We start from the raw sequence: 22,847 nt of genomic DNA on the forward strand, positions 1-22,847 counted from the left end.
ACATTCAGGAGACTTCGCATGATCCGTTCTTTCTTTTTCAAAACAGTGGTGGCAGCCTGTATGTCGGTGGTGGGCACTTTGGGCACCACCTCGGCCTTGGCCCAGACGGCAGACTTTCCTTCCAAGCCCGTCAAGTTTGTGGTGCCGTTTCCACCGGGCAGTGGCACCGACACCTCGGCACGTTACTTCGCCAAAAAGTTCACTGAGCTCACAGGGCAAAACGTGGTGGTCGATAACAAGCCCGGCGCCAACGGCTTCATTGCGGTGCGCAACGTGTTGGGCGCACCGGCCGATGGTTACACCGTGTTCGTGGGCAGCAACTCCACCTTGGCAGTCAACGTGGCATTGTTCAAAAGCTTGCCCTATGACCCCGTCACCGATTTCGCACCCTTGTCAATGATGATGCGTGCCCCCGCCTTGTTGGTGGTGCCTGCGCAATCCAACTACAACTCAGTCAGCGAGTTGGTCGCAGCGGCCAAGGCACAACCAGGCAAGCTCGACTACGGCTCGGGCTCAGCCGGTTACCAACTGATGGCTGAGTTGTTCAACGACGTGGCGGGTGTGCAGCTGTTCAACGTGCCTTTCAAAGGGGCCTCTGAAGCCATGACGGCTGTGGCATCGGGCACCGTTCACATGGCATTCGCCGACATCACGGGCGCCTCCGAGTTGGTCAAAGGCGGCAAGCTGCGCGCTTTGGCTGTGGCCAGCGATCGCCGCGTGCCAGCGGTGCCCAACGTGCCTACCGCCATCGAAGCAGGTTTGCCTGGTTTCACCGCCTACACGTGGGTTGGCGCAGTGGTGTCGGCCAAAACACCAAAAGTCGAAACCGACAAGTTGGCGGCCATCATGGGCAAGATCGAAGCCCTGCCTGAAACGCGTGAGTTCTATGAAAAATTGGGCGCCGAAACCATGCGCGGTGGTGCCGAAGAAATGCGGGCGTTTCAAAACGCTGAAATTCAGTTGTGGAAACGCATCGTCACCAAAGCCAAGGTGGAGCAGCAATGAGCGCCAACCGCTCGTCAGCACCTGACGCATCGCACCCACCTCAAGCATCCGATACACCACGAGGCGCGTTGTCCCACGTGCGTGTGCTGGACCTTTCTCGTGTGTTGGCCGGCCCATGGGCGGGGCAAACTTTGGGCGACTTGGGCGCGCATGTGATCAAGGTCGAGCGCCCTGGCACGGGCGACGACACGCGGCTTTGGGGCCCACCGTTCCTCAAAGATGACGAAGGCAACCCAACACGCGACTCGGCCTACTACCTGTGCACCAACCGCAACAAGCAATCGATCGCGGTGGACTTCACCCAAACTGCTGGGCAAAAGCTGCTGCACGAGTTGGTCAAAAGCTGCGACATCGTGATTGAGAACTTCAAGGTTGGCAGCTTGGCGCATTACGGCTTGGACTACGCCTCGCTGCACGCCATCAACCCACGTTTGATTTATTGCTCCATCACGGGCTTTGGCCAAACCGGTCCGTATGCCAATCGTGCGGGCTATGACTTTTTGATCCAAGGCATGGGCGGCTTGATGAGCGTCACTGGCCGTCCTGATGGCGAACCCGGCGAAGGCCCCATGAAAGTCGGTGTGGCGTTGACCGACATCTTGACCGGCCTGTATGCCAGCACCGCCATCTTGGCCGCCTTGGCTGCACGCGAACAAACGGGGCGCGGTCAGCACATCGATTTGGCCTTGCTAGACGTGGGCGTGGCGTGCTTGGCCAACCAAGGCATGAACTACCTCTACAGCGGCAAGTCGCCCACCCGCATGGGCAACGCCCACCCCAACACGGTGCCGTACCAAGATTTCCCAACGGCCGACGGCTACATGATTTTGGCCATTGGCAACGACGGTCAATTCAGCAAGTTTTGCCATGCTGTAGGCAAGTCGGAATGGGCCACGGACGAACGTTTTGTATCGAACCAAGCGCGTGTCATCCACCGCGATGTGTTGATTCCCTTGATGCGACAAACCACCGTCATGCGCACCACGCGCGAGTGGATTGAACTGTTCGAGCAAGTCGGTGTGCCCTGCGGCCCGATCAACACCTTGGCCGATGTGTTTGCCGACCCACAAGTGCAAGCGCGTGGCTTGCAATTCACCATGCCGCACCCTGTGGCGGGCGACATTCCCTTGGTGGCCAGCCCTATTCGCATGTCAGACACCCCCGTGCAATACCGCACCACGCCCCCGCAATTGGGGCAACACACGCGCAGCGTGCTGAGCGAGGTATTGGGACTGTCTGAGCAAACGATGAACGCATTACAACAACAAGGTGTTTTGGGAGGCCTACCGGCATGAGCACTCTGGATTCACTGAACCTCACCCGCATTCCTGCGGACGATGAGGCCTTGCGCGCCGAGGTGCGTGCCTTTTTGAGCGATGCCATGCGCGACGTGCCTGCGCACATTCGCGCCAAGTCGTGGTCGGGCTACGACCCTGCGTTCAGCCGTGAGTTGGGTCGACGCGGCTGGCTAGGCATCACCCTGCCCGCGCAATACGGCGGCGGTGGACGCAATGCGTTCACACGCTTTGTGTTAGTGGAAGAGTTTTTGAACTTTGGCGCGCCCGTGGGCTCGCACTGGATTGCCGACCGTCAAAGCGGTCCGCTGATTTTGAAATACGGCACCGAAGCGCAAAAGCAGTTTTACCTGCCGCCCATTTGCCGCGGCGAGTCGTTCTTTTGTATTGGCATGAGCGAGCCCAACTCAGGCTCAGACTTGGCCAGCGTGAAAACACGCGCCACCAAAACCGACACCGGCTGGTCGCTCAGTGGCCAAAAAATTTGGACCACCAACGCCCACCACTGCCAGTACATGATCGCGCTGGTGCGCACCTCGGGCGATGCACAAGACCGCCACAAAGGCTTGTCGCAAGTGATTGTGGATTTGTCTTTGCCCGGCGTGACCGTCCGCCCCATTACCGACCTGTCGGGCGACAGCCATTTCTGCGAAGTGTTTTTCGACAACGTGCAACTCCAAGACGATGCCTTGATTGGCGCAGAAGGCCAAGGCTGGGAACAAGTCACCGCCGAACTGGCGTTTGAGCGCAGTGGGCCCGAGCGCTTGTACTCCAGCATTGTGTTGTTTGACCAATGGTTGGCGTTCATCCGCACCCCGCAGGGTCGAACGCCCGAGGCCGTGCGCTTGGCCGGAAAAATTGCCAGCCAACTCACGCCCTTGCGCGCCATGTCGGTGGCCATCACCGAAAAACTCACCCGCGGTGAAAGCCCCGTGGTGGAAGCTGCCTTGGTGAAGGACTTGGGCACGGGCGTGGAGCAACTCATTCCCGCAGCGATTGCCGACGACTTGTTCTCCCGCGAATCGCAAGACATGCCACTGGAACTGCTGCAAACCCTCAACTACGTGACGCAAGTGGCGCCCTCGTATTCACTGCGCGGTGGCACGCGTGACATCTTGCGCGGCATGATCGCGCGCGGCTTAGGCTTGCGTTGAAAGGCATGTGATGGACGATCTTTTTTCAGACGCGTTGCGTCAACTCCTAGACGACCAATGCACCCCTGCGGTGGTGCGCCAAATCGAAGCCTCGGGCGACGGTGCGGCGCTGTGGACGCAGATCGACAGCTCGGGTTTTGCCGACGCTTTGGTGGCTGAGGCACACGGTGGCTCGGCCTTGTCATTGCGTGAGGCACAGGGCGTGATGGCCTTGTGTGGCCGCTACACCGTGCCCGTGCCTTTGGCTGAAACCATGATGGCGCGCAGCGTATTAGCGCAAGCGGGTCTGTCAGAGGTGGGGCGGGTTGATTCAGCTTGGGCGGATGCGGCCAAGGGCAGCATTACCTTGGCGCAAGGCCGCTTGGCGGATGACGGCAGCTTGGTGTGTGCCAACGTGCAACTGGGTCGCATGGCCGATGCGGTGCTGGTCAGCGATGCGCAACACACGTGGTTGCTGTCTACACAAGACGCAGAACAATCGCCCGCCAGTTTTGTGCTGGATGCAGATTTGCGTTGGTCGGCCCAACACGTCGCCGCGGGTTTGCAGTTGCCCAAACACCAAGATGTGCGTTTGCTGCTGGGCTGCATCAATGCAGTGCAGTTGTCGGGGGCTTTATTGGCCGTGTTCAACAACACCTTGCAGTACGCCAATGACCGTGTGCAGTTTGGCAAAGCCATTGGCAAATTCCAAGCGATTCAGCACCAACTCAGCGTCATGGCCGAGCACAGTTTTGCAGCCCACATGGCGGCCCAACTGGGCTGCGCCAGCGACACCGCTGTGCCCGACCGTGTGCGTGTGGCCGTGGCCAAAGCGCGCACCAGCGAAGCCGCGTTGGAGGTGGCCAGCCTGAGCCATTCCATCCACGGCGCAATCGGCTTTACCCACGAGTTTGATTTGCAACTCTTCACCCGTCGCTTGCATGCGTGGCGTCAAGCAGGCGGCTCGGAATCGTATTGGCACACCATCTTGGGCAACGAGTTGGTTGACCACCGTAGCGACTTGGTGCTCGACTTGATTCGCAACGCCACCGACGTCACCGCTTAAAACACACACAGGAATTCACCATGACACAATTTTTGAAAACCGAGCGCGAAGGCGCTGTCTTGATCTTGACCATGAACCAACCCGAGACGCGCAATGCGCTCACGGGCAACACCGCGGTGCAAGAGTTTGTCGACGCGTGCGATGCGATTCGTTTGGACACCGCCATCCGTTGCGTGATCTTGACGGGCACCGGCCCCGTGTTCAGCTCGGGCGGCAACGTCAAAGACATGCAGCGCTATTTCAAAGAAAACCTGACGCCCGACACCATCCGCGAGGAATACCGCAACGGCATTCAGCGCTTGCCCAAAGCCCTTTACAACTTGGACGTGCCCGTGATTGCGGCCATCAACGGCCCCGCCATTGGCGCGGGCTTGGACTTGACCTGCATGTGCGACATGCGCATCGCGTCAGACAAAGCCACCTTTGCCGAAAGCTTTGTCAAAGTAGGCATCGTTCCTGGCGATGGCGGTGCGTGGCTGCTGCCGCGCGTGGTGGGCATTTCAAAAGCCAGCGAAATGGCGTTCACCGGCGAGGCCTTGACGGCACAAGAAGCCTTGTCTTGCGGCTTGGTGTCACGCGTAGTCGCGCACGACACACTGCTGGACGAAGCCCGCAAACTGGCCGCCAAAATTGTGGCCAACCCCGGCGGCGTGTTGCGCATGACCAAGCGCTTGCTGCGCGAGGGTGAACGCAGCTCCTTGGAGTCTTTGCTGGAGTTGTCTGCAGGCTACCAAGCGATTGCGCACATGACGACGGACCACCACGAGGCTGTGCGGGCGTTTGTAGAAAAACGTGCGCCGCAATTTGGCAACTGAGGAACGCGACTCTTCAAAGAGGTCAGTTCAAAGGGGTGACCCAGTTCTCCACCATCAAACCTGGCACCCTGGCAAACTCAGACACATTGTTGGTCACCACCACCAAGCCCTCGCTGCGTGCGTGGGCAGCAATGTGCAAATCGTTCACGCCAATGGGCTGACCCGCTTTCTCTAACGAGCTGCGAATGGAGCCGTAATGCGCCGATGCCTTGGCCGTGTAGGGCAACACCTCTAGCAAGCTGCTGAACTCTTCAATCACTTCAAGGTTTTGCGACACCTTGGCGCTCTTCTCGGCCCCGTGATACAGCTCAGACAAGGTGATGGCGGACATGGCCATGCGCCCCGCGTTTTCGTTGAACAAGCCCAACACTTCGATGGGACGGCGCTTTATGACGTAAATAACGATGTTGGTATCGAGCAGATACTTCAACATCACAACGCATCGCGGTCTGCCTGCACCTGAGTGGCACGCTCTGCCATGAAGTCGTCAGACGCTTGCGGCCCCTGCTGAAAGAACTCATCCCAACGCTGCCCCACGGGCGAAATGACACGCTCCACCCCACGCGCACGCACCTCGACCTTCTTCACGCCATCGGGCAAACGCACATCGGCTGGCAAGCGCACGGCTTGGGTTCGGTTGTTGGTGAAAACGGTGGTGATACTCATGGGGCACTCCTGTATATAGCAAAAGTATATAGCGTGAGTCAAAACAAATCAAATGGCCTGCATTAATATCAATGAGTACAAATTAGTTAATGGAAATAAGGTGCATGAACAGCAACAATTCTCCTGAAGTCATCCAAGCCCTCTGGGCAGACACACAAGCAGCGGGCTTCAGTATGCCCTCTGAGCCGCAAACTTGCTCGCTGCTGCGCACATTGGCAGCCAGCAAAACGGGTGGAAGTTTTTTAGAACTGGGTTCAGGCACTGGCCTTTCTACCGCATGGCTTTTAGACGGCATGGATACCACATCAACCCTTACCACTGTCGACAACGATGCCTCACTGCTGAACATCCTGCAACACCACCTCGGCCATGACTCGCGCCTGCATGTGGTGTGCGCTGATGGCGATGAATTTTTACGCCAACAACTCGGCCAAGCCTACGACTTTGTATTTGCAGACACATGGTCCGGCAAATACCGCTTGTTAGATGAAGCTCTGGCCTTGGTCAAACCTGGTGGCATGTATGTGATTGACGACATGCTGCCTCAACCGAACTGGCCTGATGGCCATGCAGAAAAAGTGGATGCACTGATTCAGACTTTACACGGTTTGCCGAATTGGCATGTGACGCAGTTGGATTGGGCGAGTGGTGTTGTGATTGCTGTAAAAGCCTAATCACCACGGAACCAAGAAGAAAGAAAACACAACTGATCAACCACCGTCAAACGCTTACTTCCGCATGGTCCGGCATGATGGCCGTATTAATCATCATGCTGCTGCTCGACCCAATACAACACGCCATGAGCGGACGTTACGCAGAGCTCAGCGAAGCGTTAAAACACGACCCCGGTGAGTTGGGCCTGAGCCTATTGATTGGCATGCTTTGCTTCAATGCATTAATGCAAGTCGGTATTCAGCTATTTTCAAACCACGCTTGGCGCGTATTTGTGCTGATTGCATCAATGACCTACGGTTTATTTTTCTTGATTCATCAAGTGGTTCATCTGATCGGTGGAGAATCTTTTGGCCTTCACACCGTACTAGATTTAACGCATCACCTACTGGCAATTGCAAGCGTCCTAGCCGCATGGAAATGGAAAAATGAACATCAAATTTAATGTCTGATCGTTAGAGAATCTTGAAAGCAACGCAAAACGGCCCTTGCAAGCAAGGGCCGTTTTCATTTGGGTCGCAACAGGTTACTCCACCCGCACCACCGCATTCGGCTTAAAGCCCAAGTCCGCCACTTTGCCCTTCTTGGCGCGCGCCGCTTTGGCGTTGTTCAAGCTGCGAATTTCTAGCGTTTCTTCGCGCACTTTGCCGCCACGGCCAATGCCTTCGATGCGCACGCTGCGTGTGTACGCCGCTGCACCGGCCAAGGTGTCTTTGGTTTCTAGATCGATCAGCATCAAGCCGCGACCACCCTTTTCCATCGCTTTGAGTTCAGACAGCTCAAAGGTCAAGAAGCGGCCACCGGTAGAGGCGCAAGCCACATGCGTGGCAGGTGCCACAGGCTGCGCGCCCGAGCCACCGCTGGCAGGTGATGGACGGCAAACGGTTTCGCCCTCACCCACGGTGATGAAGGCTTTGCCGCCTTTGTTGCGCGAAATCATGTGCTCAATGTTGGCCATGAAGCCATAGCCACCCGAGCTGCTGAGTAAGTAGGTGGCGCCAGCAGGGCCAGCCACGTAGTGCAGCAACTGAGTGCCCGATTCCAAATCAACCAATGTGGTCACGGGTTGACCGTCGCCACGTGCGCCGGGCAAGGCCGACACGGGCACCGAGTAGATGCGGCCGTTGGAGCCAAACGCGATGAAGGTGTCCACGGTGCGGCACTCAAACGTGCCGTACAAGCCGTCGCCCGCCTTGAAGGCAAAGGCGCTGGCTTCGTGGCCGTGGCCGGTGCGTGCACGCACCCAGCCTTTTTCAGAAACCACCACGGTCACTGGCTCGTCCACCACCTTGACTTCAGCCACTGCTTTTTTCTCTTCTTGAATGAGCGTGCGGCGTGGGTCGGCAAAGGTTTTGGCGTCGGCTTCGATTTCTTTGACCATCAAGCGACGCAGCGCCGATGGGTTGCCCACGATGTCTTCCAGCTTGGCTTGTTCGTCGCGCAGCTCTTTGAGCTCTTGCTCAATCTTGATGGCTTCCAAACGCGCCAGCTGACGCAGGCGAATTTCTAAGATGTCTTCGGCTTGACGTTCGCTCAAACGGAAGCGCTCCATCAGCGCCTGCTTGGGCTCGTCGCTCTGACGGATGATGGCAATCACCTCGTCGATGTTGAGCAACACCAACTGGCGACCTTCCAAGATATGGATGCGGTCCAGCACTTTGTTCAAGCGGTGCTGCGAACGACGCAAGATGGTGATTGAGCGGAACTCAATCCACTCGGTCAGCATGTCGCGCAGCGACTTAGGCACAGGACGACCATCAATACCCACCATGGTGAGGTTGATGGACGACGAAGTTTCTAAGCTGGTGTGCGCCAGCAAGGTGGTGATGAGCTCTTGTTGCTCAATGGTGCGGGTCTTGGGCTCGAACACCAAACGCACTGCCGCATCTTTGCTGGATTCATCGCGCACGACGTCCAACACGGCCAGTACGGTGGCTTTGAGTTGGGTTTGGTCGGCGCTCAGCGCCTTCTTGCCCGTCTTGACCTTGGGGTTGGTGAGCTCTTCAATCTCTTCCAACACGCGCTGGCTGCTCACGCCGGGGGGAAGTTCGTTCACCACCAGTTGCCATTGGCCACGGGCTAATTCTTCAATGGTCCAGCGAGCGCGCACTTTGAGCGAGCCGCGGCCTGTGCGATAAGCATCGGCAATGTCAGACGCGCTGCTGATGATTTGGCCGCCACCGGGGTAATCGGGTGCGGGCAAGATTTGCAGCAACTCGGCGTCGCTCATCTTGGGGGTCTTGATGAGTGCCACGCACGCATCGGCCACTTCGCGCAGGTTGTGGCTTGGAATTTCAGTGGCCATACCCACGGCAATGCCGCTTGCGCCGTTGAGCAAGGCAAATGGCAAACGTGCGGGCAACTGCTTGGGCTCTTCCGTAGAGCCGTCGTAGTTGGGCTGGAAGTCAACCGTGCCTTCGTCAATCTCATCCAACAACAACGTGGTGATTTTGGCCAAGCGAGCTTCGGTGTATCGCATGGCCGCAGCGCCGTCGCCGTCGCGTGAGCCAAAGTTGCCTTGGCCGTCGATCAGTGGGTAGCGTTGCGCGAAGTCTTGCGCCATGCGCACCAGCGCTTCGTAGGCGGCGCTGTCGCCGTGGGGGTGGTAGCGGCCCAGCACATCACCGACCACGCGGGCGCACTTGACGGGCTTGGCACCTGTGTTGTTGTTAGGGCCGCTGAAGCCCAGACCCATGCGGGACATGGAATAAAGAATGCGGCGCTGCACGGGCTTTTGGCCATCGCACACGTCGGGCAAGGCGCGGCCTTTGACCACGCTGAGTGCGTATTCAAGGTAAGCGCGTTGGGCGTAGTGGCCCAGCGCGATGTCGCCATCGTTGTCAGCGGTGGGCAGTTCGGGGGTTAACAAATCGGTCATACGTCAATCTCAATCGAATCGCCATGCAGTTCCATCAGCTCACGGCGTGCGGCGGCTTCGCCTTTGCCCATGAGTTGCGTGATCAAACCTTCGGTGGTGGCAAAGTCCAGCAAGCCCAGTTGCACGGGCATGAGGCGACGGGTGTCGGGGTTGAGGGTGGTGTCCCACAGTTGCTCGGCGCTCATCTCACCCAAGCCCTTGAAGCGGCTGATGCTCCACTTGCCCTCGGCCACGCCATCTTTGCGCAGTTTGTCCAGGATGGCGGTCAGCTCGCCTTCGTCCAAAGCGTAGACCTTGGCGGCTGGCTTTTTGCCACGCGCGGGTGTGTCCACACGGAACAGCGGTGGACGCGCCACAAACACATGGCCCGCTTCGATGAGCTTAGGGAAGTGACGGAAGAACAGCGTGAGCAACAGCACTTGAATGTGCGAGCCGTCTACGTCCGCATCACTCAGGATGCACACTTTGCCGTAACGCAGGCCGCTCATGTCGGGGCTGTCGTTGGGGCCGTGTGGGTCCACGCCGACGGCCACCGAAATGTCGTGAATTTCGTTGTTGGCAAACAAGCGGTCGCGCTCGACTTCCCAGGTGTTCAGCACCTTGCCACGCAGCGGCAGAATGGCTTGGTTTTCTTTGTTGCGGCCCATCTTGGCGCTGCCACCGGCTGAGTCGCCCTCGACCAAGAACACTTCGTTGTGCGCAATGTCTTTGCTTTCGCAGTCGGTCAACTTGCCAGGCAACACGGCCACGCCCGAGCCTTTGCGCTTCTCGACTTTTTGACCCGCCTTTTGGCGCGTTTGCGCGGCTTTGATGGCGAGTTCGGCCAGCTTTTTGCCGTAGTCCACATGTTCGTTGAGCCACAGCTCCAAGGTGGGGCGCACATAGCTCGATACCAAACGCACGGCGTCGCGAGAGTTGAGGCGTTCTTTGATTTGGCCTTGAAACTGCGGGTCCAGCACCTTGGCACTCAGCACGTAGCTGGCACGCGCAAACACGTCTTCCGGCATGAGCTTGACGCCTTTGGGCAGCAAGGCGTGCAACTCAATGAAGCTCTTGACCGCCGTGAACAAGCCATCACGCAAACCGCTGTCGTGTGTGCCGCCAGCGCTGGTGGGAATCAAGTTGACGTAGCTCTCGCGTACAGGAGCGCCGTCTTCGGTGAAGGCCACGGCCCACGCAGCGCCCTCGCCTTCGGCAAAGCTGTCGTGGCCGCTGTCAGCGTAACCATCGCCCTCAAACAAAGGAATCACGGGCTCGCCGTGCAAGGTCTGCATCAAATAGTCGCGCAGGCCGCCTTTGTAGAGCCAGTTTTGGGTTTCTTTGGTTTTTTCGTTGATGAGCGTCACGCTCACGCCGGGCATGAGCACGGCTTTGCTGCGCAACAAGTGCACCAGCTCATTCATTGGCAAAGCCGACGATTCGAAGTATTTGGCGTCAGGCCACACGCGCACCGAGGTGCCCTGCTTGCGGTCGCCGCTGGCTTGGGGGCGGGTCACCAAAGGTTCGATCACGTCGCCACCTGAGAACACCAAACGGGCCACTTGGCCTTCGCGGTACGAGGTGGCTTCCATGCGTTTGGCCAACGCGTTGGTCACGCTCACGCCCACGCCGTGCAAACCGCCCGAAAAGCTGTAAGCACCGCCTTTGCCTTTGTCGAACTTACCGCCCGCATGCAAGCGGGTGAACACCAGCTCGATCACGGGCGCTTTTTCTTCGGGGTGCATGCCAAAGGGAATGCCGCGTCCATCGTCGTCAATGCTGATCGACGCATCGGCATGCAACGTGACGCTGATTTTTTTGCCGTAACCCGCCAACGCTTCGTCGGCCGCGTTGTCCAGCACTTCTTGGATGATGTGCAGCGGGTTGTCAGTGCGGGTGTACATGCCCGGACGCTGCTTGACGGGTTCGAGTCCTTTGAGAACACGAATCGAGCCTTCGGAGTATTCGGGAGGGGTAGTGGTTTGCTTGGTCGCCATGGGCGCGAATTGTAGACAGAACAAAACGAGGGACTGGATAAAACAACAGCCAAGTCACTTTGACTACTTTTCACCGACACCGTGGGCCACGGCGACACCCAAGGGCTTGCGGGCTTGGTTAAAGTGGAGGCATGACTCAACACAACAAAACCTTACCCATGTGGCAAGTGCTGCTCTGCGGAGCCGCCATCGTGACTTTGTCGATGGGCGTGCGCCACGGCTTTGGCCTGTGGCTGCAACCCATCACCCAAGCCCAAAACTGGACCCGCGAAAACTTTGCCATGGCGATTGCCATCCAAAACTTGACTTGGGGTTTTGCAGGCATCTTCTCGGGCATGTTGGCCGACCGCTTTGGCGCATTCCGCGTGATCGTGACCTGCGCAGTGCTGTATGCACTGGGCTTGACGGGCATGGCCTACGCCGACACGCCCGCCCTGTTCACCGCCACGGCAGGCGTGGTGATTGGCATCGCCCAAGCGGGCACCACGTATGCAGTGATTTACGGCGTGATTGGCCGCAACGTGAGCGCCGAAAAACGCTCGTGGGCCATGGGTGTGGCCGCAGCCGCTGGCTCGTTTGGCCAGTTTTTGATGGTGCCTACCGAAGGCTTTTTGATCAGCACCTTGGGCTGGCAAGAGGCCTTGGTCTGGTTAGGCTTGGCCACTTTGATGATCATTCCACTGGCCTACGGCTTGCGCGAGCCCGGTTTTGCGGGTGGCGCAACACCGCATCGCGACCAATCCATCTTGCATGCGTTGCGTGAAGCGTTTGCGTACCGCAGCTTTCAGTTGCTGATGGCGGGCTACTTTGTGTGCGGCTTTCAGGTGGTGTTCATTGGCGTACACATGCCCAGTTATTTGAAAGACCACGGCTTGTCACCCGAAGTGGCCAGCATTGCCTTAGCGCTGATTGGTTTGTTCAATGTGTTTGGCACCTACATCGCGGGCAGTTTGGGCCAACGCTTGGCCAAACGCAAAATTTTGGCGTTCATTTACTTCTCACGCTCGATCGCCATTTCCGTGTTTTTGCTGGTGCCGCTGACGCCTTGGAGCGTGTACATCTTCTCGGCCGTGATGGGCTTGCTGTGGCTCTCCACCGTGCCACCGACCAACGCGGTGGTGGCCCAAATTTTTGGCGTGGCGCATTTGTCCATGTTGGGCGGTTTTGTGTTCTTCAGCCACCAAATTGGCAGCTTCATGGGCGTGTGGTTGGGTGGGTACTTGTATGACAAAACCGGCAGCTACGACATCGTTTGGTACATCTCCATCGCCTTGGGCGTGTTTGCGGCGCTGGTCAACTTGCCTGTGCGTGAAAACGCGATTGCGCGCGGCCACGCACCTGTTGCAGCATGAGCTGGATGGCGCAGCACCCTATTTGGCGGCAAGTCCTGGTGGGCCTAGCCTGCACCATCGTGCTGCTGGGGGTGTTGTCGCTGTATTTGCAGCCCGATTTTTTACTGACCTTGGCTAACCAAATGTGGGGGTGTTTCTGACATGACGACCATCATCATCACCGGTGCTTCTGACGGAATTGGCGCTGAAATCGCGCAACAGTTGGCCAAACAGTGGGGGCCCGCGGTGAATTTGGTGTTGGCCGCACGTCGGATCGAAAAGCTGCGCGAGATCGAAGCGTTTTGCCAAGCCCACGGCGCGCACACGCTGCTGGTGCCCACCGATGTGTCGAACAAAGTGCAATGCAAGCAACTCATTGATGAAACCGTGCGTTGCTTTGGCGGCATCGACACCTTGATCAACAACGCCGGCATCTCAGCCCATGCGATGTTCGACGAGGTGCGTTTTGACGACCTCACTTGGTACGAAAACGTGATGCGCATCAACCTGTGGGGCAGCGTGTGGTGCACGCATGCGGCCTTGCCATTTTTGAAGCAAAGTCGCGGTCGGGTGGTGGCGGTGTCGTCGCTGGCAGGCTTGGTCGGCGTGCCTGGGCGCACGGCCTACAGCGCCAGCAAATTTGCCATGACGGGTTTTTTTGAAGCCCTGCGCACCGAAGTGCAAGCCGCAGGCGTCAGCGTGACCACCGCCTACCCCGGCGTGGTGGACACCCAGATTCGCTACAACGGCTTCAACGCCCAAGGCCACAAAGCTGGGGTGAGCGGCCTCAAAGAAGACAACGCCATGCCCGTGGCCACCTGTGCAGAGTTGATCATTCGTGGCATGCAAAAACGCCAACGCGATGTGGTGATGACGTCGCAAGGCAAACTCGGCCAGTGGCTGAAGTTGATCGCTCCCAAGTTGCTAGACCGCATGGTGTGGTCTGCCCTTAACAAATAACGACCCATGACCATTCCCGCCCTTCTTCACGGCAACGAAGCGACCTCCGCTTGGGTGCAACGCTGGTCGCACCTCGTGCCACCGCACGCCACCGTGCTGGACATCGCGTGTGGCCATGGCCGCCACATGCGGCATTTCGCCAAGTTGGGCCATGACGTGGTGGGTGTGGACCGTAACCCCGAAGCCATTGCCGCTTTAGCCGGATTGGGCGAAACCTTGTGTGCCGACATTGAAAACGGGCCTTGGCCGCTGTCAGGGCGCACATTTGGTGCGGTGGTGGTAACAAATTATTTGTGGCGCCCCTTGTGGCCCCACATCCTCGCCAGCGTGGCGGCGGGCGGCGTGTTGATTTATGAAACCTTTGCCGCAGGCAACGAAACCGTGGGCAAGCCCTCGCGTCCGGACTTTTTGCTGCAGCCCGGCGAGCTGCTGAAAGTCTGCAAAGACCTGCGCGTGGTGGCGTTTGAAGAGGGTTTTCTGGCCGCGCCAGATCGCTTTGTCCAACGCATCGCTGCCGTGAAGCCTGTCAACGAAACGACCCAGCCCGTGCGTTACCCCTTGTGAGCGGGCAAGCCCTTGGCAAAACCCGTTGAAGCACTGGCTAGAATGAACCTTTTACCCCGACCGAACTTGCGGACATGACACCTATCACCGGCAGCATCGTGGCACTGGCCACCCCCATGCACACAGACGGCAGCGTTGACTACCCCACCCTGCGCAAACTCATCGACTGGCACATTGCCGAAGGCACCGATTGCATCGGCGTCGTGGGCACCACCGGCGAGTCACCCACCGTGAACGTGGAAGAACACTGCGAAATCATCCGCGTGTCGGTCGAGCAAGCCGCCAAACACACCGAACGTCACGTCCCCATCATGGCGGGCTGTGGCGCGAACTCGACCGCCGAAGCGATTGAGCTGGCCAAGTTTGCCAAGAAAGTTGGCGCCCATTGCCAACTGCAAGTGGTGCCTTACTACAACAAGCCCACGCAAGAAGGCCAATACCTGCACTTCAAAGCCATTGCCGAGGCGGTGGACTTGCCCGTGATTTTGTACAACGTGCCCGGCCGCAGTGTGGCCGATATGGCGCACGACACCGTGCTGCGCTTGGCCCAAGTGCCAGGCATCGTCGGCATGAAAGAAGCCACCGGCAACATCGAACGCGCCCAATGGCTCATTCGTGACGTACCCAAAGGCTTTGCCGTGTACTCCGGTGACGATCCCACCGCCGTGGCCTTGATGCTGTGCGGCGGCCAAGGCAACATCAGCGTGACCGCCAACGTGGCACCCCGCTTAATGCACGAGTTGTGTGTGGCGGCCATGGCCGGCGACGTCAAACGTGCCATGGACATTCAGTTCAAGCTGATGCCTGTGCACAAGCATCTGTTTGTCGAAGCCAACCCGATTCCCGTGAAATGGGCCATGACGCGCATGGGCCTGTGCGGCCCCACCTTGCGCCTGCCCATGACCGAACTCACCCCTTCTAACGAACCCGTGGTTGAAGGCGCTCTGCGCGCTGCCGGTTTGATTTGATACACACAAAGGCTTTCGCTGTGACGCTTTTTTCTTACTCGACGCGCACTGGCGTCATGTTGCTGGCCTTGAGTTTGCTGAGCGCTTGTGGCTCGCTGATGGACACCGACAAGGTGAACTACAAATCCGACGGCACCGCCAAAATCGTGCCGCTGGACATCCCCCCCGACTTGACGCAACTGGCGCGCGACACACGCTATGCCGTTCCAGGCGGCTCCGTGTTGGCCAGCAACATGTCTGCACCTCAAACGGCGGCATTGCCGACCACAGCGGTGAAACAAATTAACGATGTGCGTTTGGAACGTGATGGCCGCCAGCGTTGGCTCGTGGTGAACCGCCCTGCCGAAGCCGTGTGGCCCATTGCGCAAGCATTTTGGAAAGAAAACGGCTTCACCTACACCGTTGAGCAAGAGCAATTGGGCTTGCTGGAAACCGAATGGGCTGAAAACCGCGCCAAGATTCCACAAGACTTCATCCGTCGCACCTTGGGTAAAGTCTTCAACGGTCTGTACTCGTCGGGTACACGCGACAAATTTCGCACCCGCTTAGAGCGCAACAGCACGGGTGGCGTTGAAATTTATGTCACCCACCGCGGCATGAGCGAAGAGTACACAGACGCCTCGAAAACACGCACCATGTGGCAGGCCACCCCCAGCGATCCCGAGTTGGAAGCTGAGTTTTTAAGCCGCTTGATGGTCAAGCTGGGCGTTTCTGCTGAGCAAACCAAATCCATCTTGGCAAGCAAAGCCCCTGCAAGCGCCTCAATGGCGATCGTCAACAGCGGTGGTGCCAGCACCTTGACCTTGCCTGATTCGTTTGACGTGGCTTGGCGTCGCGTCGGCTTGGCATTGGACCGCACCGGTTTCACCGTCGAAGACCGTGACCGCGCCAAAGGCATTTACTTTGTGCGTTACGTCGATACGGCTGAGAAAGAAGAAAAAGGCTTCCTCACCAAGCTGTTCAGCGCTTCTACGCCTGAAACGGGTCCGGTGAAATACCAGATTCGCGTCGCATCCAAACAGGCACAAACTCAGGTAACCGTTCACACCGCCACGGGTGAAGCCACGGGCAACGCACCTATCGCGGCACGCATCCTGAAGTTGCTGTCTGACGATCTGCGCTAAGCACTCGGCTCAGATGACCCTGCGTCATGCTGCGCTTTAAAAGCCTGGGCAGCGGCAGCTCAGGCAATGCCACCTTGGTTGAGGCCAAGAGTGGCGCTCACACCACCCGCTTGTTGATTGACTGCGGCCTGCGGCTGCGTGATTTAGAGGCTCGCCTAGAAGAAGCAGGCACAGATGCCCAAGCGCTCGATGCGATCTTCATCACCCACGAGCATGGCGATCACATTGGCTGCGCACGCAGCCTCGTGAAACGCCACCACACGCCCATTTGGATGAGTCGAGGCACCTGGCTGGCCATTCAAGACCCGCACTGGCAACCTTTGCAGACGTGGGTCCAAGAAGTCCGTGATGGGCAAACCTTGGCATGCGGTGAATTACAGATTTCGCCCTTCACGGTGCCCCACGATGCGCGAGAACCTTTGCAACTGCGTTGCACCAATGGTGATCGTCAATTGGGTGTGGTGACCGATTTGGGGCATGTCACACCGCATGTGGTGGCAGCGCTGCAAGGGTGTCATGCCTTGTTGCTCGAAAGCAACCACGACCCCGAGATGCTCCAGCGCTCAAGCTACCCCAGTTTTCTAAAACAACGTGTAGGCGGCGCATGGGGGCATTTGGCCAACCACGCGGCGGCTGACCTGCTTCGTCAAATCAAACACAGTGCGCTTAGCCACGTACTTGCCGCACACCTGAGCGAACGCAACAACACACCAGAATTGGCCCGTGCGTGTCTGTCTGACGTGATGGGCTGTGCTCCTTCAGACATAGACGTGGCCGAGCCCACAGGCGGCAGCGGATGGATTCACGTTTGACATTCAATCGCCCATGAAAAAAGCCACCCGAAGGTGGCTTTTTGCATTCATCCGAAGACGAATTACTTGCTTGCGGCTTCAGCAGCAGGAGCGGCAGGAGCAGATGCGTCAGCAGCAGGAGCCGAAGCTTCAGCAGCAGGAGCGGCCACTGGAGCAGCAGGAGCGGCTTCAACAGCAGGAGCTTCTTTTTTACCGCAAGCGACGAGAGCAGCAGCAGCCAGGAGGGTCGCCAACAGGAGCGATTTTTTCATGTCAATTTTCCTTAAAGGGAGAGGGATAAAACAATTTTCGAAAATTGCCATGGCTTTCACCATGACCGAGCTGATGGACTCCAGCCCTTCTAACTCAGCTCTTAATTATAGGGGTAAATCCTGAGTTGATGCACGCGCCGCGTCAGTTCTGCGTCATCTTGGGGCATTGTGTGCATTCGCGTGCAACCAGCCATCGTCACACCAGTCATTGAGCAAAGACAACGCATCTGCACTTGCGCCTGCAAGTGATGCTTCGTTCAAACCACGTTCGTCCGCCAATTTACGCATCAACGTGGCATCTTTGCCTGCTGCACGCCAGCTTTCACCATTTAAGAAAATATGATGATCGTCATACATCATGCGACTACGTCGGTCTAAATGCACATTTTTTAGCACATCAGGAGGCGTCCCTGCTTCAAACCACACATTGGCTTTCGGCTCAGTCAAGAACTCGCCCAAAGCCCGAGGCAAGGCCAGCGGGTCATTCACAGCACGCTGCAAAGCAGATTTGGCGAAGTCCACCAACCCCTCGGGAATGGCGGCGGGCTTGGTGACAGCGGCTTGATCGGCGTCTTTGTAAAGTTCGCAACCCACCGATTCTTCAGCCTCTTCGCTGACGCGAATCAACAGTTCACGCGCCAAATCGCCCATTTGCGGAGTTCTGAAACCGACGGAATACGTCATGCACTCGCCCACAGCCACGCCATCGTGTGCGTAGCGCGGTGGCAAATACAACATATCGCCTGGGTTGAGCACCCATTCTTGTTCTGGCTTGAAGTTCGCCAAAATTTTGAGGGGCATGTCGGGCACCAAAGACAAGTCTTTTTGACGACCAATGCGCCAGCGGCGTTGGCCGTGCGCTTGCAACAAAAACACGTCGTAGCTGTCAAAGTGCGGACCGACACCACCGCCGTCGGTGGCGTAGCTGATCATCACGTCATCCAAGCGGGCATCGGGGACAAAGCGAAATTGCTGCATCAACGCGGCCACTCGGTCGTCGTGCAGATCCACACCCTGCACCAACAAGGTCCAATCGCGTTCGGTGAGTTTGGGAATCGCGCGGCGCTTGAACGGACCACGCTGCATGTCCCATGCGCGCTGGCCGTCGTTGTCGCCTACCACTAAGCGCGACTCAACCTCAGGTTGCCCCGCCAAGTCAAACAACTCGGGGCGGCTCAGCAAGGCCGTGAATTCAGGAATGGCTTGGCGCACCAACAACGGCTTGCGCTGCCAATAGGTGTTCATAAATTCAGCGGGGCTGATGCCGCCGAGCAGGGTCAGGGGTTTGTTCACATTCATCGTGCGACAATTTTGCCCTATGGAAATTACCCAACACTGCGTGGTCGGCTTAACTTGGACCTTGAAAGACACCTTAGGCGAGGTGCTCGACGAATTAGACGAACCGATCGAGTTCTTGCTCGGCGGGGATGATTTGCTACAAAAAATCGAAGAAGCCCTGCACGGCCACAACGTAGGCGCGCAGATTGACTTGCACCTCGAACCCGAAGAAGCCTTTGGCGACTACGACGAAAACTTGGTGTTCTTAGAAGCGCGCTCGCGTTTTCCCAAAGAGCTGGAAGAAGGCCACACGGTCGAGGGGCATGCCTTACCTGAAGGCTGCAACCCCGACGCGCCACAAGACTTACTCTACACGGTGACCGACCTCTACCCCGAGCATGTGGTGCTAGACGGCAACCACCCGCTGGCCGGCATCGCCATTCGCATTCACCTTGAAGTGACTTCGGTGCGTGAAGCCACACAAGAAGAGCAAGAACGCGGCTCCATGGGCACAGGATTCTTCAAAATCGAACCTCAAGCCCCAGGCGGCGGCTTGCTGCACTGATTTACTTTTTGCCCGTCGAGCCGTAACCGCCCTCGCCGCGCTCGCTCGCGGCGGCAAACTCATTCACCACATTGAACTGAGCCTGCACCACGGGCACGATGACCAGTTGCGCCAAGCGCTCCATGGGCTCTAGCGTGAAAGCCACGGTGCTGCGGTTCCAAGCGCTGACCATCAATTGGCCTTGGTAGTCGCTGTCAATCAAGCCCACCAAATTACCCAACACGATGCCGTGTTTGTGCCCCAAACCAGAGCGCGGCAAGATGAGTGCGGCATACGCGGGATCAGCCAAATGAATGGCGATGCCTGTGGGCACCAATTGCCACGCATTAGGCTCTAACGTGATGGGCGCATCTAGGCAAGCTCGCAAATCGAGGCCCGCGCTACCGGGTGTGGCGTATTGCGGCAGGGGCTCTGCCATGCGGGGGTCGAGAATTTTGACGTCGAGTTTCATGGTTGCTTCAGTGCAATGAATAGGTATTGAAATTTTAAAAGCGCCTCGTTGCCAAAATGGCAAATGAGGCTACGGCGCTGACGTTAAGCGGGCTTCAAGCGATGCGCGATCTCTGTCACCAACTGACGCGCGAGCGTGAGCTTGGTGGCATGGGGCAATTCTTGAGCGCCTTGAGCGTCCACCAACAACAAAGCGTTGTCGTCTAAACCAAAGGTGGCTGGGCCAATGTTGCCGACCAACAGCGGCACGCCTTTGCGTTCGCGTTTGGCCGTGGCGTGTTTGAGCAAATCATGGCTCTCTGCCGCAAAACCTACGCAATACAAAGCGCCGCTTTGGGCGCGAGCTGATTGCGCCACACCGGCCAGGATGTCTGGGTTTTCTACAAAGTTGAGCTGAGGCAACTGGCCTGAGCCGTCTTTCTTGATTTTTTGCCCCGCCACATCGGCCACACGCCAATCGGCCACAGCGGCCGTCGCCACAAACACAGAAGCAGCATCCACATGCTCAGCCACTGCGGCTTGCATGTCCAAAGCCGAGCGCACATCCACACGTTGCACGCCACGCGGCGTAGGCAGATGCACAGGGCCAGCAACCAAAGTCACTTCGGCACCGGCTTCGCGGGCAGCGCGGGCAATGGAGAACCCCATCTTGCCGCTGGATAAATTGGTGATGCCACGCACAGGGTCCATGGCCTCGTAGGTCGGGCCTGCCGTGACCAGCACATGCTGACCCGCTAAGACTTTGGGCTGGAAAAACGCAATCAAATCTTCCAAAATTTCTTCGGGCTCCAACATGCGGCCATCGCCGGTTTCACCGCAGGCTTGTTCGCCCTGACCCACGTCCAGCACATGCGCGCCGTCAGCCTTGAGCTGCGCCATGTTGCGTTGCGTGGCGGGGTGTTGCCACATTTCGCGGTTCATCGCGGGCGCCAAAATAAGCGGCACGCGTTCAATCGGGCGCGCCAAGCACATCAGGCTGAGCAAATCGTCCGCACGACCGTGCAGCAGTTTGGCCATGAAGTCGGCACTGGCTGGCGCGACAAGAATGGCATCGGCCTCGCGACTTAAATTGATGTGCGCCATATTGTTGGGCTCGCGCGCGTCCCATTGCGACACGTAGACCGCGCGATTCGACAAGGCTTGCAGCGTGACAGGCGTGATGAATTGGGCCGCAGCCTCGGTCATGACCACCTGAACCGTGGCGCCAGCTTTGACCAAAGCCCGACACAGCTCCGCCGCTTTATAGCAGGCGATGCCCCCGCTCAAACCCAAAACAATGTGCTTATTTGACAGATCAGACATGGCTCGCAATGTAGCAGAGCGCCTATAATTTCGATTTCCACCTACCGGGAGACAGCCTCCCGATCTGGCATGACCCAATTTGTATTCGTCACCGGCGGTGTTGTCTCTTCCCTAGGCAAGGGAATTGCAGCCGCCTCACTCGCCGCCATCCTCGAATCGCGCGGCCTCAAAGTCACCCTCATCAAGCTGGACCCCTACATCAACGTAGACCCAGGCACCATGTCACCGCTGCAGCATGGCGAGGTGTTTGTCACCGAAGACGGCGCAGAAACCGACCTCGATTTAGGCCACTACGAGCGCTTCATCACGACGCGCATGAAAAAGGCCAACAACTTCACCACCGGCCAGATTTACCAAAGCGTGCTCGACAAAGAGCGCCGCGGCGACTATCTGGGCAAAACGGTGCAGGTCATCCCGCACATCACCAACGAAATTCAAGAGTTCGTCAAGCGCGGCGCCGCCTACGGCACACCTGAAGCGGTCGATGTGGCCATCGTTGAAATCGGCGGCACGGTGGGTGACATCGAGTCACTGCCTTTCCTCGAAGCCGCTCGCCAAATGAGCTTGAAGCTGGGCGCTCACAACACCGCGTTTGTGCACCTGAGCTATGTGCCTTGGATTGCAGCGGCTGGCGAACTCAAAACCAAACCCACCCAACACACGGCCCAAAAGCTGCGCGAAATCGGCATCCAAGCCGACGCACTGCTGTGCCGTGCGGACCGCCCGATTCCAGAAGAAGAGCGCCAAAAAATCAGCCTCTTCTCCAACGTGCCTGAGTGGGGTGTCATCTCCATGTGGGACGTGGACACCATCTACAAAGTGCCACGCATGTTGCACGAGCAAGGATTGGACCGCTTGGTGTGCGAAAAACTGCGCATCAACGCCCAACCCGCCAACTTGCAACGCTGGGACGACTTGGTCCACGAAGTGGCCAACCCGAAAGACGAAGTCACCATCGCGATGGTGGGCAAGTACGTCGATCTGTCTGACAGCTACAAGTCACTCAACGAAGCCCTGCGCCATGCCGGCATGAAGAACCATGCACGCGTGAAGATTGAGTACGTGGACTCTGAATTCATCACGCCTGAGAACGTCCAAGACCTCGGCAAATTCGACGCTGTTCTTGTGCCCGGCGGCTTTGGCATTCGTGGCGTGGAAGGTAAGATTTCTTCGGCCCAATTTGCCCGCGAAAACAAAGTGCCTTACCTCGGTATTTGCTTAGGCATGCAAGTGGCAACCATCGAGTACGCACGCCACATGGCAGGTTTGACGGATGCCAACAGCACAGAATTTGTGCCCGACGGTCCCTACCCCGTCATCGCCCTGATCAACGAGTGGAAAGACGCAGACGGCAGCATCCAAACCCGCACCGTCAACTCCAACCTCGGCGGCACCATGCGCTTGGGCGCACAAAGCTCAGACGTCACCCCCGGCACCTTGGCCCACAAGATCTACGGCGACGTGGTGACTGAGCGTCACCGCCACCGCTACGAAGCCAACGTGAACTACCTCGACACGCTGCGCAAAGCAGGTTTGGTGATTTCAGCGCTCACACAACGCGAGCACTTGACCGAAATCATCGAGCTGCCACAAACTGTTCACCCTTGGTACATGGGCGTGCAATTCCACCCCGAATTCAAGTCAACCCCATGGGACGGCCACCCCCTGTTCAACGCCTTCGTCAAGGCGGCGCTGGATCACAAGGCCTTGGCAAAAGCCTAACGTTTAGAACACAG

The 22,847-nt window shown here is 57.9% G+C and carries 24 protein-coding genes; 16 read left to right on the forward strand and 8 right to left on the reverse strand.

The window, feature by feature from the left end; all coding sequences use genetic code 11:
• Positions 1-18 precede the first annotated feature (18 nt).
• Genes C5F52_RS06760 through C5F52_RS06780 form a run of 5 tightly spaced genes read left to right on the forward strand, consistent with a single transcriptional unit; the run spans position 19 to position 5,314 of the window.
• A complete protein-coding gene (locus C5F52_RS06760; protein WP_104797559.1) occupies positions 19-1,005 on the forward strand; it encodes a tripartite tricarboxylate transporter substrate binding protein in 987 nt (328 codons plus the stop codon).
• Positions 1,002-2,300, forward strand: a complete 1,299-nt coding sequence (locus C5F52_RS06765; RefSeq protein ID WP_104797560.1) for a CaiB/BaiF CoA-transferase family protein — start codon at positions 1,002-1,004, stop codon at positions 2,298-2,300. Before C5F52_RS06760 ends, C5F52_RS06765 begins: the two co-directional genes overlap by 4 nt.
• Positions 2,297-3,454, forward strand: coding sequence for an acyl-CoA dehydrogenase family protein (locus tag C5F52_RS06770; protein ID WP_104797561.1), 1,158 nt, complete (start codon positions 2,297-2,299; stop codon positions 3,452-3,454). Before C5F52_RS06765 ends, C5F52_RS06770 begins: the two co-directional genes overlap by 4 nt.
• 10 nt (positions 3,455-3,464) lie before the next feature.
• The gene (locus C5F52_RS06775; protein WP_104797562.1) at positions 3,465-4,499 is read left to right on the forward strand and encodes an acyl-CoA dehydrogenase family protein; all 1,035 of its coding nucleotides are present in this window, start codon (positions 3,465-3,467) and stop codon (positions 4,497-4,499) included.
• Between the two features lie 20 nt (positions 4,500-4,519).
• Positions 4,520-5,314 carry a crotonase/enoyl-CoA hydratase family protein gene (locus C5F52_RS06780; protein ID WP_104797563.1) on the forward strand — a complete coding sequence of 265 codons (795 nt, stop codon included), beginning with the start codon at positions 4,520-4,522 and terminating at the stop codon, positions 5,312-5,314.
• Positions 5,315-5,336: 22 nt separating this feature from the next.
• Here the strand turns inward: C5F52_RS06780 and C5F52_RS06785 are convergent, their stop codons facing one another.
• Positions 5,337-5,747, reverse strand: a complete 411-nt coding sequence (locus tag C5F52_RS06785; RefSeq protein WP_104797564.1) for a type II toxin-antitoxin system VapC family toxin — start codon at positions 5,745-5,747, stop codon at positions 5,337-5,339.
• Entirely contained in the window at positions 5,747-5,980 is a 234-nt protein-coding gene (gene vapB / locus C5F52_RS06790) for a type II toxin-antitoxin system VapB family antitoxin (RefSeq protein ID WP_104797565.1), read from the reverse strand. The genes C5F52_RS06785 and vapB overlap by 1 nt, the downstream gene beginning before the upstream one ends.
• Before the next feature lie 104 nt (positions 5,981-6,084).
• Between vapB and C5F52_RS06795 the strand changes: the two genes are divergently transcribed.
• Entirely contained in the window at positions 6,085-6,654 is a 570-nt protein-coding gene (locus C5F52_RS06795) for an O-methyltransferase (protein WP_104797566.1), read from the forward strand.
• Between the two features lie 74 nt (positions 6,655-6,728).
• Positions 6,729-7,097 (forward strand): hypothetical protein, encoded by a 369-nt coding sequence (locus C5F52_RS06800; protein WP_104797567.1) that lies wholly within the window; start codon positions 6,729-6,731, stop codon positions 7,095-7,097.
• An 81-nt stretch (positions 7,098-7,178) separates the two neighbouring features.
• Here C5F52_RS06800 and parC read toward each other — a convergent pair whose 3' ends face one another.
• Positions 7,179-9,530: a DNA topoisomerase IV subunit A gene (parC, locus tag C5F52_RS06805; RefSeq protein WP_104797568.1), complete on the reverse strand. Its 2,352-nt coding sequence runs from the start codon at positions 9,528-9,530 to the stop codon at positions 7,179-7,181.
• Positions 9,527-11,506, reverse strand: coding sequence for a DNA topoisomerase IV subunit B (locus C5F52_RS06810; protein ID WP_104797569.1), 1,980 nt, complete (start codon positions 11,504-11,506; stop codon positions 9,527-9,529). The genes parC and C5F52_RS06810 overlap by 4 nt, the downstream gene beginning before the upstream one ends.
• A gap of 131 nt (positions 11,507-11,637) precedes the next feature.
• On the opposite strand from C5F52_RS06810, the gene C5F52_RS06815 reads away from it, so the two are divergent.
• The 7 genes from C5F52_RS06815 to C5F52_RS06840 all read left to right on the forward strand — a co-directional run bounded on the left by C5F52_RS06815 (position 11,638) and on the right by C5F52_RS06840 (position 17,265).
• Positions 11,638-12,858, forward strand: a complete 1,221-nt coding sequence (locus C5F52_RS06815; protein WP_201746974.1) for an MFS transporter — start codon at positions 11,638-11,640, stop codon at positions 12,856-12,858.
• A 5-nt stretch (positions 12,859-12,863) separates the two neighbouring features.
• Positions 12,864-12,998 (forward strand): hypothetical protein, encoded by a 135-nt coding sequence (locus C5F52_RS30360; RefSeq protein ID WP_255416356.1) that lies wholly within the window; start codon positions 12,864-12,866, stop codon positions 12,996-12,998.
• 1 nt (position 12,999) lies between these two features.
• Positions 13,000-13,797, forward strand: coding sequence for an SDR family oxidoreductase (locus tag C5F52_RS06820; RefSeq protein ID WP_104797570.1), 798 nt, complete (start codon positions 13,000-13,002; stop codon positions 13,795-13,797).
• Between the two features lie 6 nt (positions 13,798-13,803).
• Complete coding sequence (locus C5F52_RS06825; protein ID WP_104797571.1) at positions 13,804-14,361, forward strand: bifunctional 2-polyprenyl-6-hydroxyphenol methylase/3-demethylubiquinol 3-O-methyltransferase UbiG; 558 nt, start codon at positions 13,804-13,806, stop codon at positions 14,359-14,361.
• 74 nt (positions 14,362-14,435) lie between these two features.
• Positions 14,436-15,329 (forward strand): 4-hydroxy-tetrahydrodipicolinate synthase, encoded by an 894-nt coding sequence (gene dapA, locus C5F52_RS06830; protein WP_104797572.1) that lies wholly within the window; start codon positions 14,436-14,438, stop codon positions 15,327-15,329.
• A 56-nt stretch (positions 15,330-15,385) separates the two neighbouring features.
• Positions 15,386-16,453, forward strand: a complete 1,068-nt coding sequence (bamC, locus tag C5F52_RS06835; protein ID WP_104797573.1) for an outer membrane protein assembly factor BamC — start codon at positions 15,386-15,388, stop codon at positions 16,451-16,453.
• A 26-nt stretch (positions 16,454-16,479) separates the two neighbouring features.
• Complete coding sequence (locus C5F52_RS06840) at positions 16,480-17,265, forward strand: MBL fold metallo-hydrolase (protein WP_104797574.1); 786 nt, start codon at positions 16,480-16,482, stop codon at positions 17,263-17,265.
• Positions 17,266-17,327: 62 nt separating this feature from the next.
• Here the strand turns inward: C5F52_RS06840 and C5F52_RS06845 are convergent, their stop codons facing one another.
• Together C5F52_RS06845 and C5F52_RS06850 are read right to left on the reverse strand one after the other, a co-directional pair.
• Positions 17,328-17,516 carry a hypothetical protein gene (locus C5F52_RS06845; protein WP_104797575.1) on the reverse strand — a complete coding sequence of 63 codons (189 nt, stop codon included), beginning with the start codon at positions 17,514-17,516 and terminating at the stop codon, positions 17,328-17,330.
• 153 nt (positions 17,517-17,669) lie between these two features.
• Positions 17,670-18,815 (reverse strand): cupin domain-containing protein, encoded by a 1,146-nt coding sequence (locus C5F52_RS06850; protein ID WP_104797576.1) that lies wholly within the window; start codon positions 18,813-18,815, stop codon positions 17,670-17,672.
• 19 nt (positions 18,816-18,834) lie between these two features.
• Between C5F52_RS06850 and C5F52_RS06855 the strand changes: the two genes are divergently transcribed.
• Complete coding sequence (locus tag C5F52_RS06855; protein WP_104797577.1) at positions 18,835-19,359, forward strand: peptidylprolyl isomerase; 525 nt, start codon at positions 18,835-18,837, stop codon at positions 19,357-19,359.
• A gap of 1 nt (position 19,360) precedes the next feature.
• Here C5F52_RS06855 and dut read toward each other — a convergent pair whose 3' ends face one another.
• Both dut and coaBC read right to left on the reverse strand, forming a co-directional pair.
• Positions 19,361-19,810, reverse strand: coding sequence for a dUTP diphosphatase (gene dut, locus C5F52_RS06860; RefSeq protein ID WP_104797578.1), 450 nt, complete (start codon positions 19,808-19,810; stop codon positions 19,361-19,363).
• Between the two features lie 83 nt (positions 19,811-19,893).
• Complete coding sequence (gene coaBC / locus C5F52_RS06865; RefSeq protein ID WP_104797579.1) at positions 19,894-21,111, reverse strand: bifunctional phosphopantothenoylcysteine decarboxylase/phosphopantothenate--cysteine ligase CoaBC; 1,218 nt, start codon at positions 21,109-21,111, stop codon at positions 19,894-19,896.
• Positions 21,112-21,180: 69 nt separating this feature from the next.
• Here coaBC and C5F52_RS06870 point away from each other — a divergent pair, with 69 nt between their 5' ends.
• On the forward strand, positions 21,181-22,833 hold the full coding sequence (locus tag C5F52_RS06870) for a CTP synthase (RefSeq protein ID WP_104797580.1): 1,653 nt from the start codon (positions 21,181-21,183) through the stop codon (positions 22,831-22,833).
• Positions 22,834-22,847 lie beyond the last annotated feature (14 nt).

This window comes from Limnohabitans sp. TS-CS-82 (assembly GCF_002943475.1).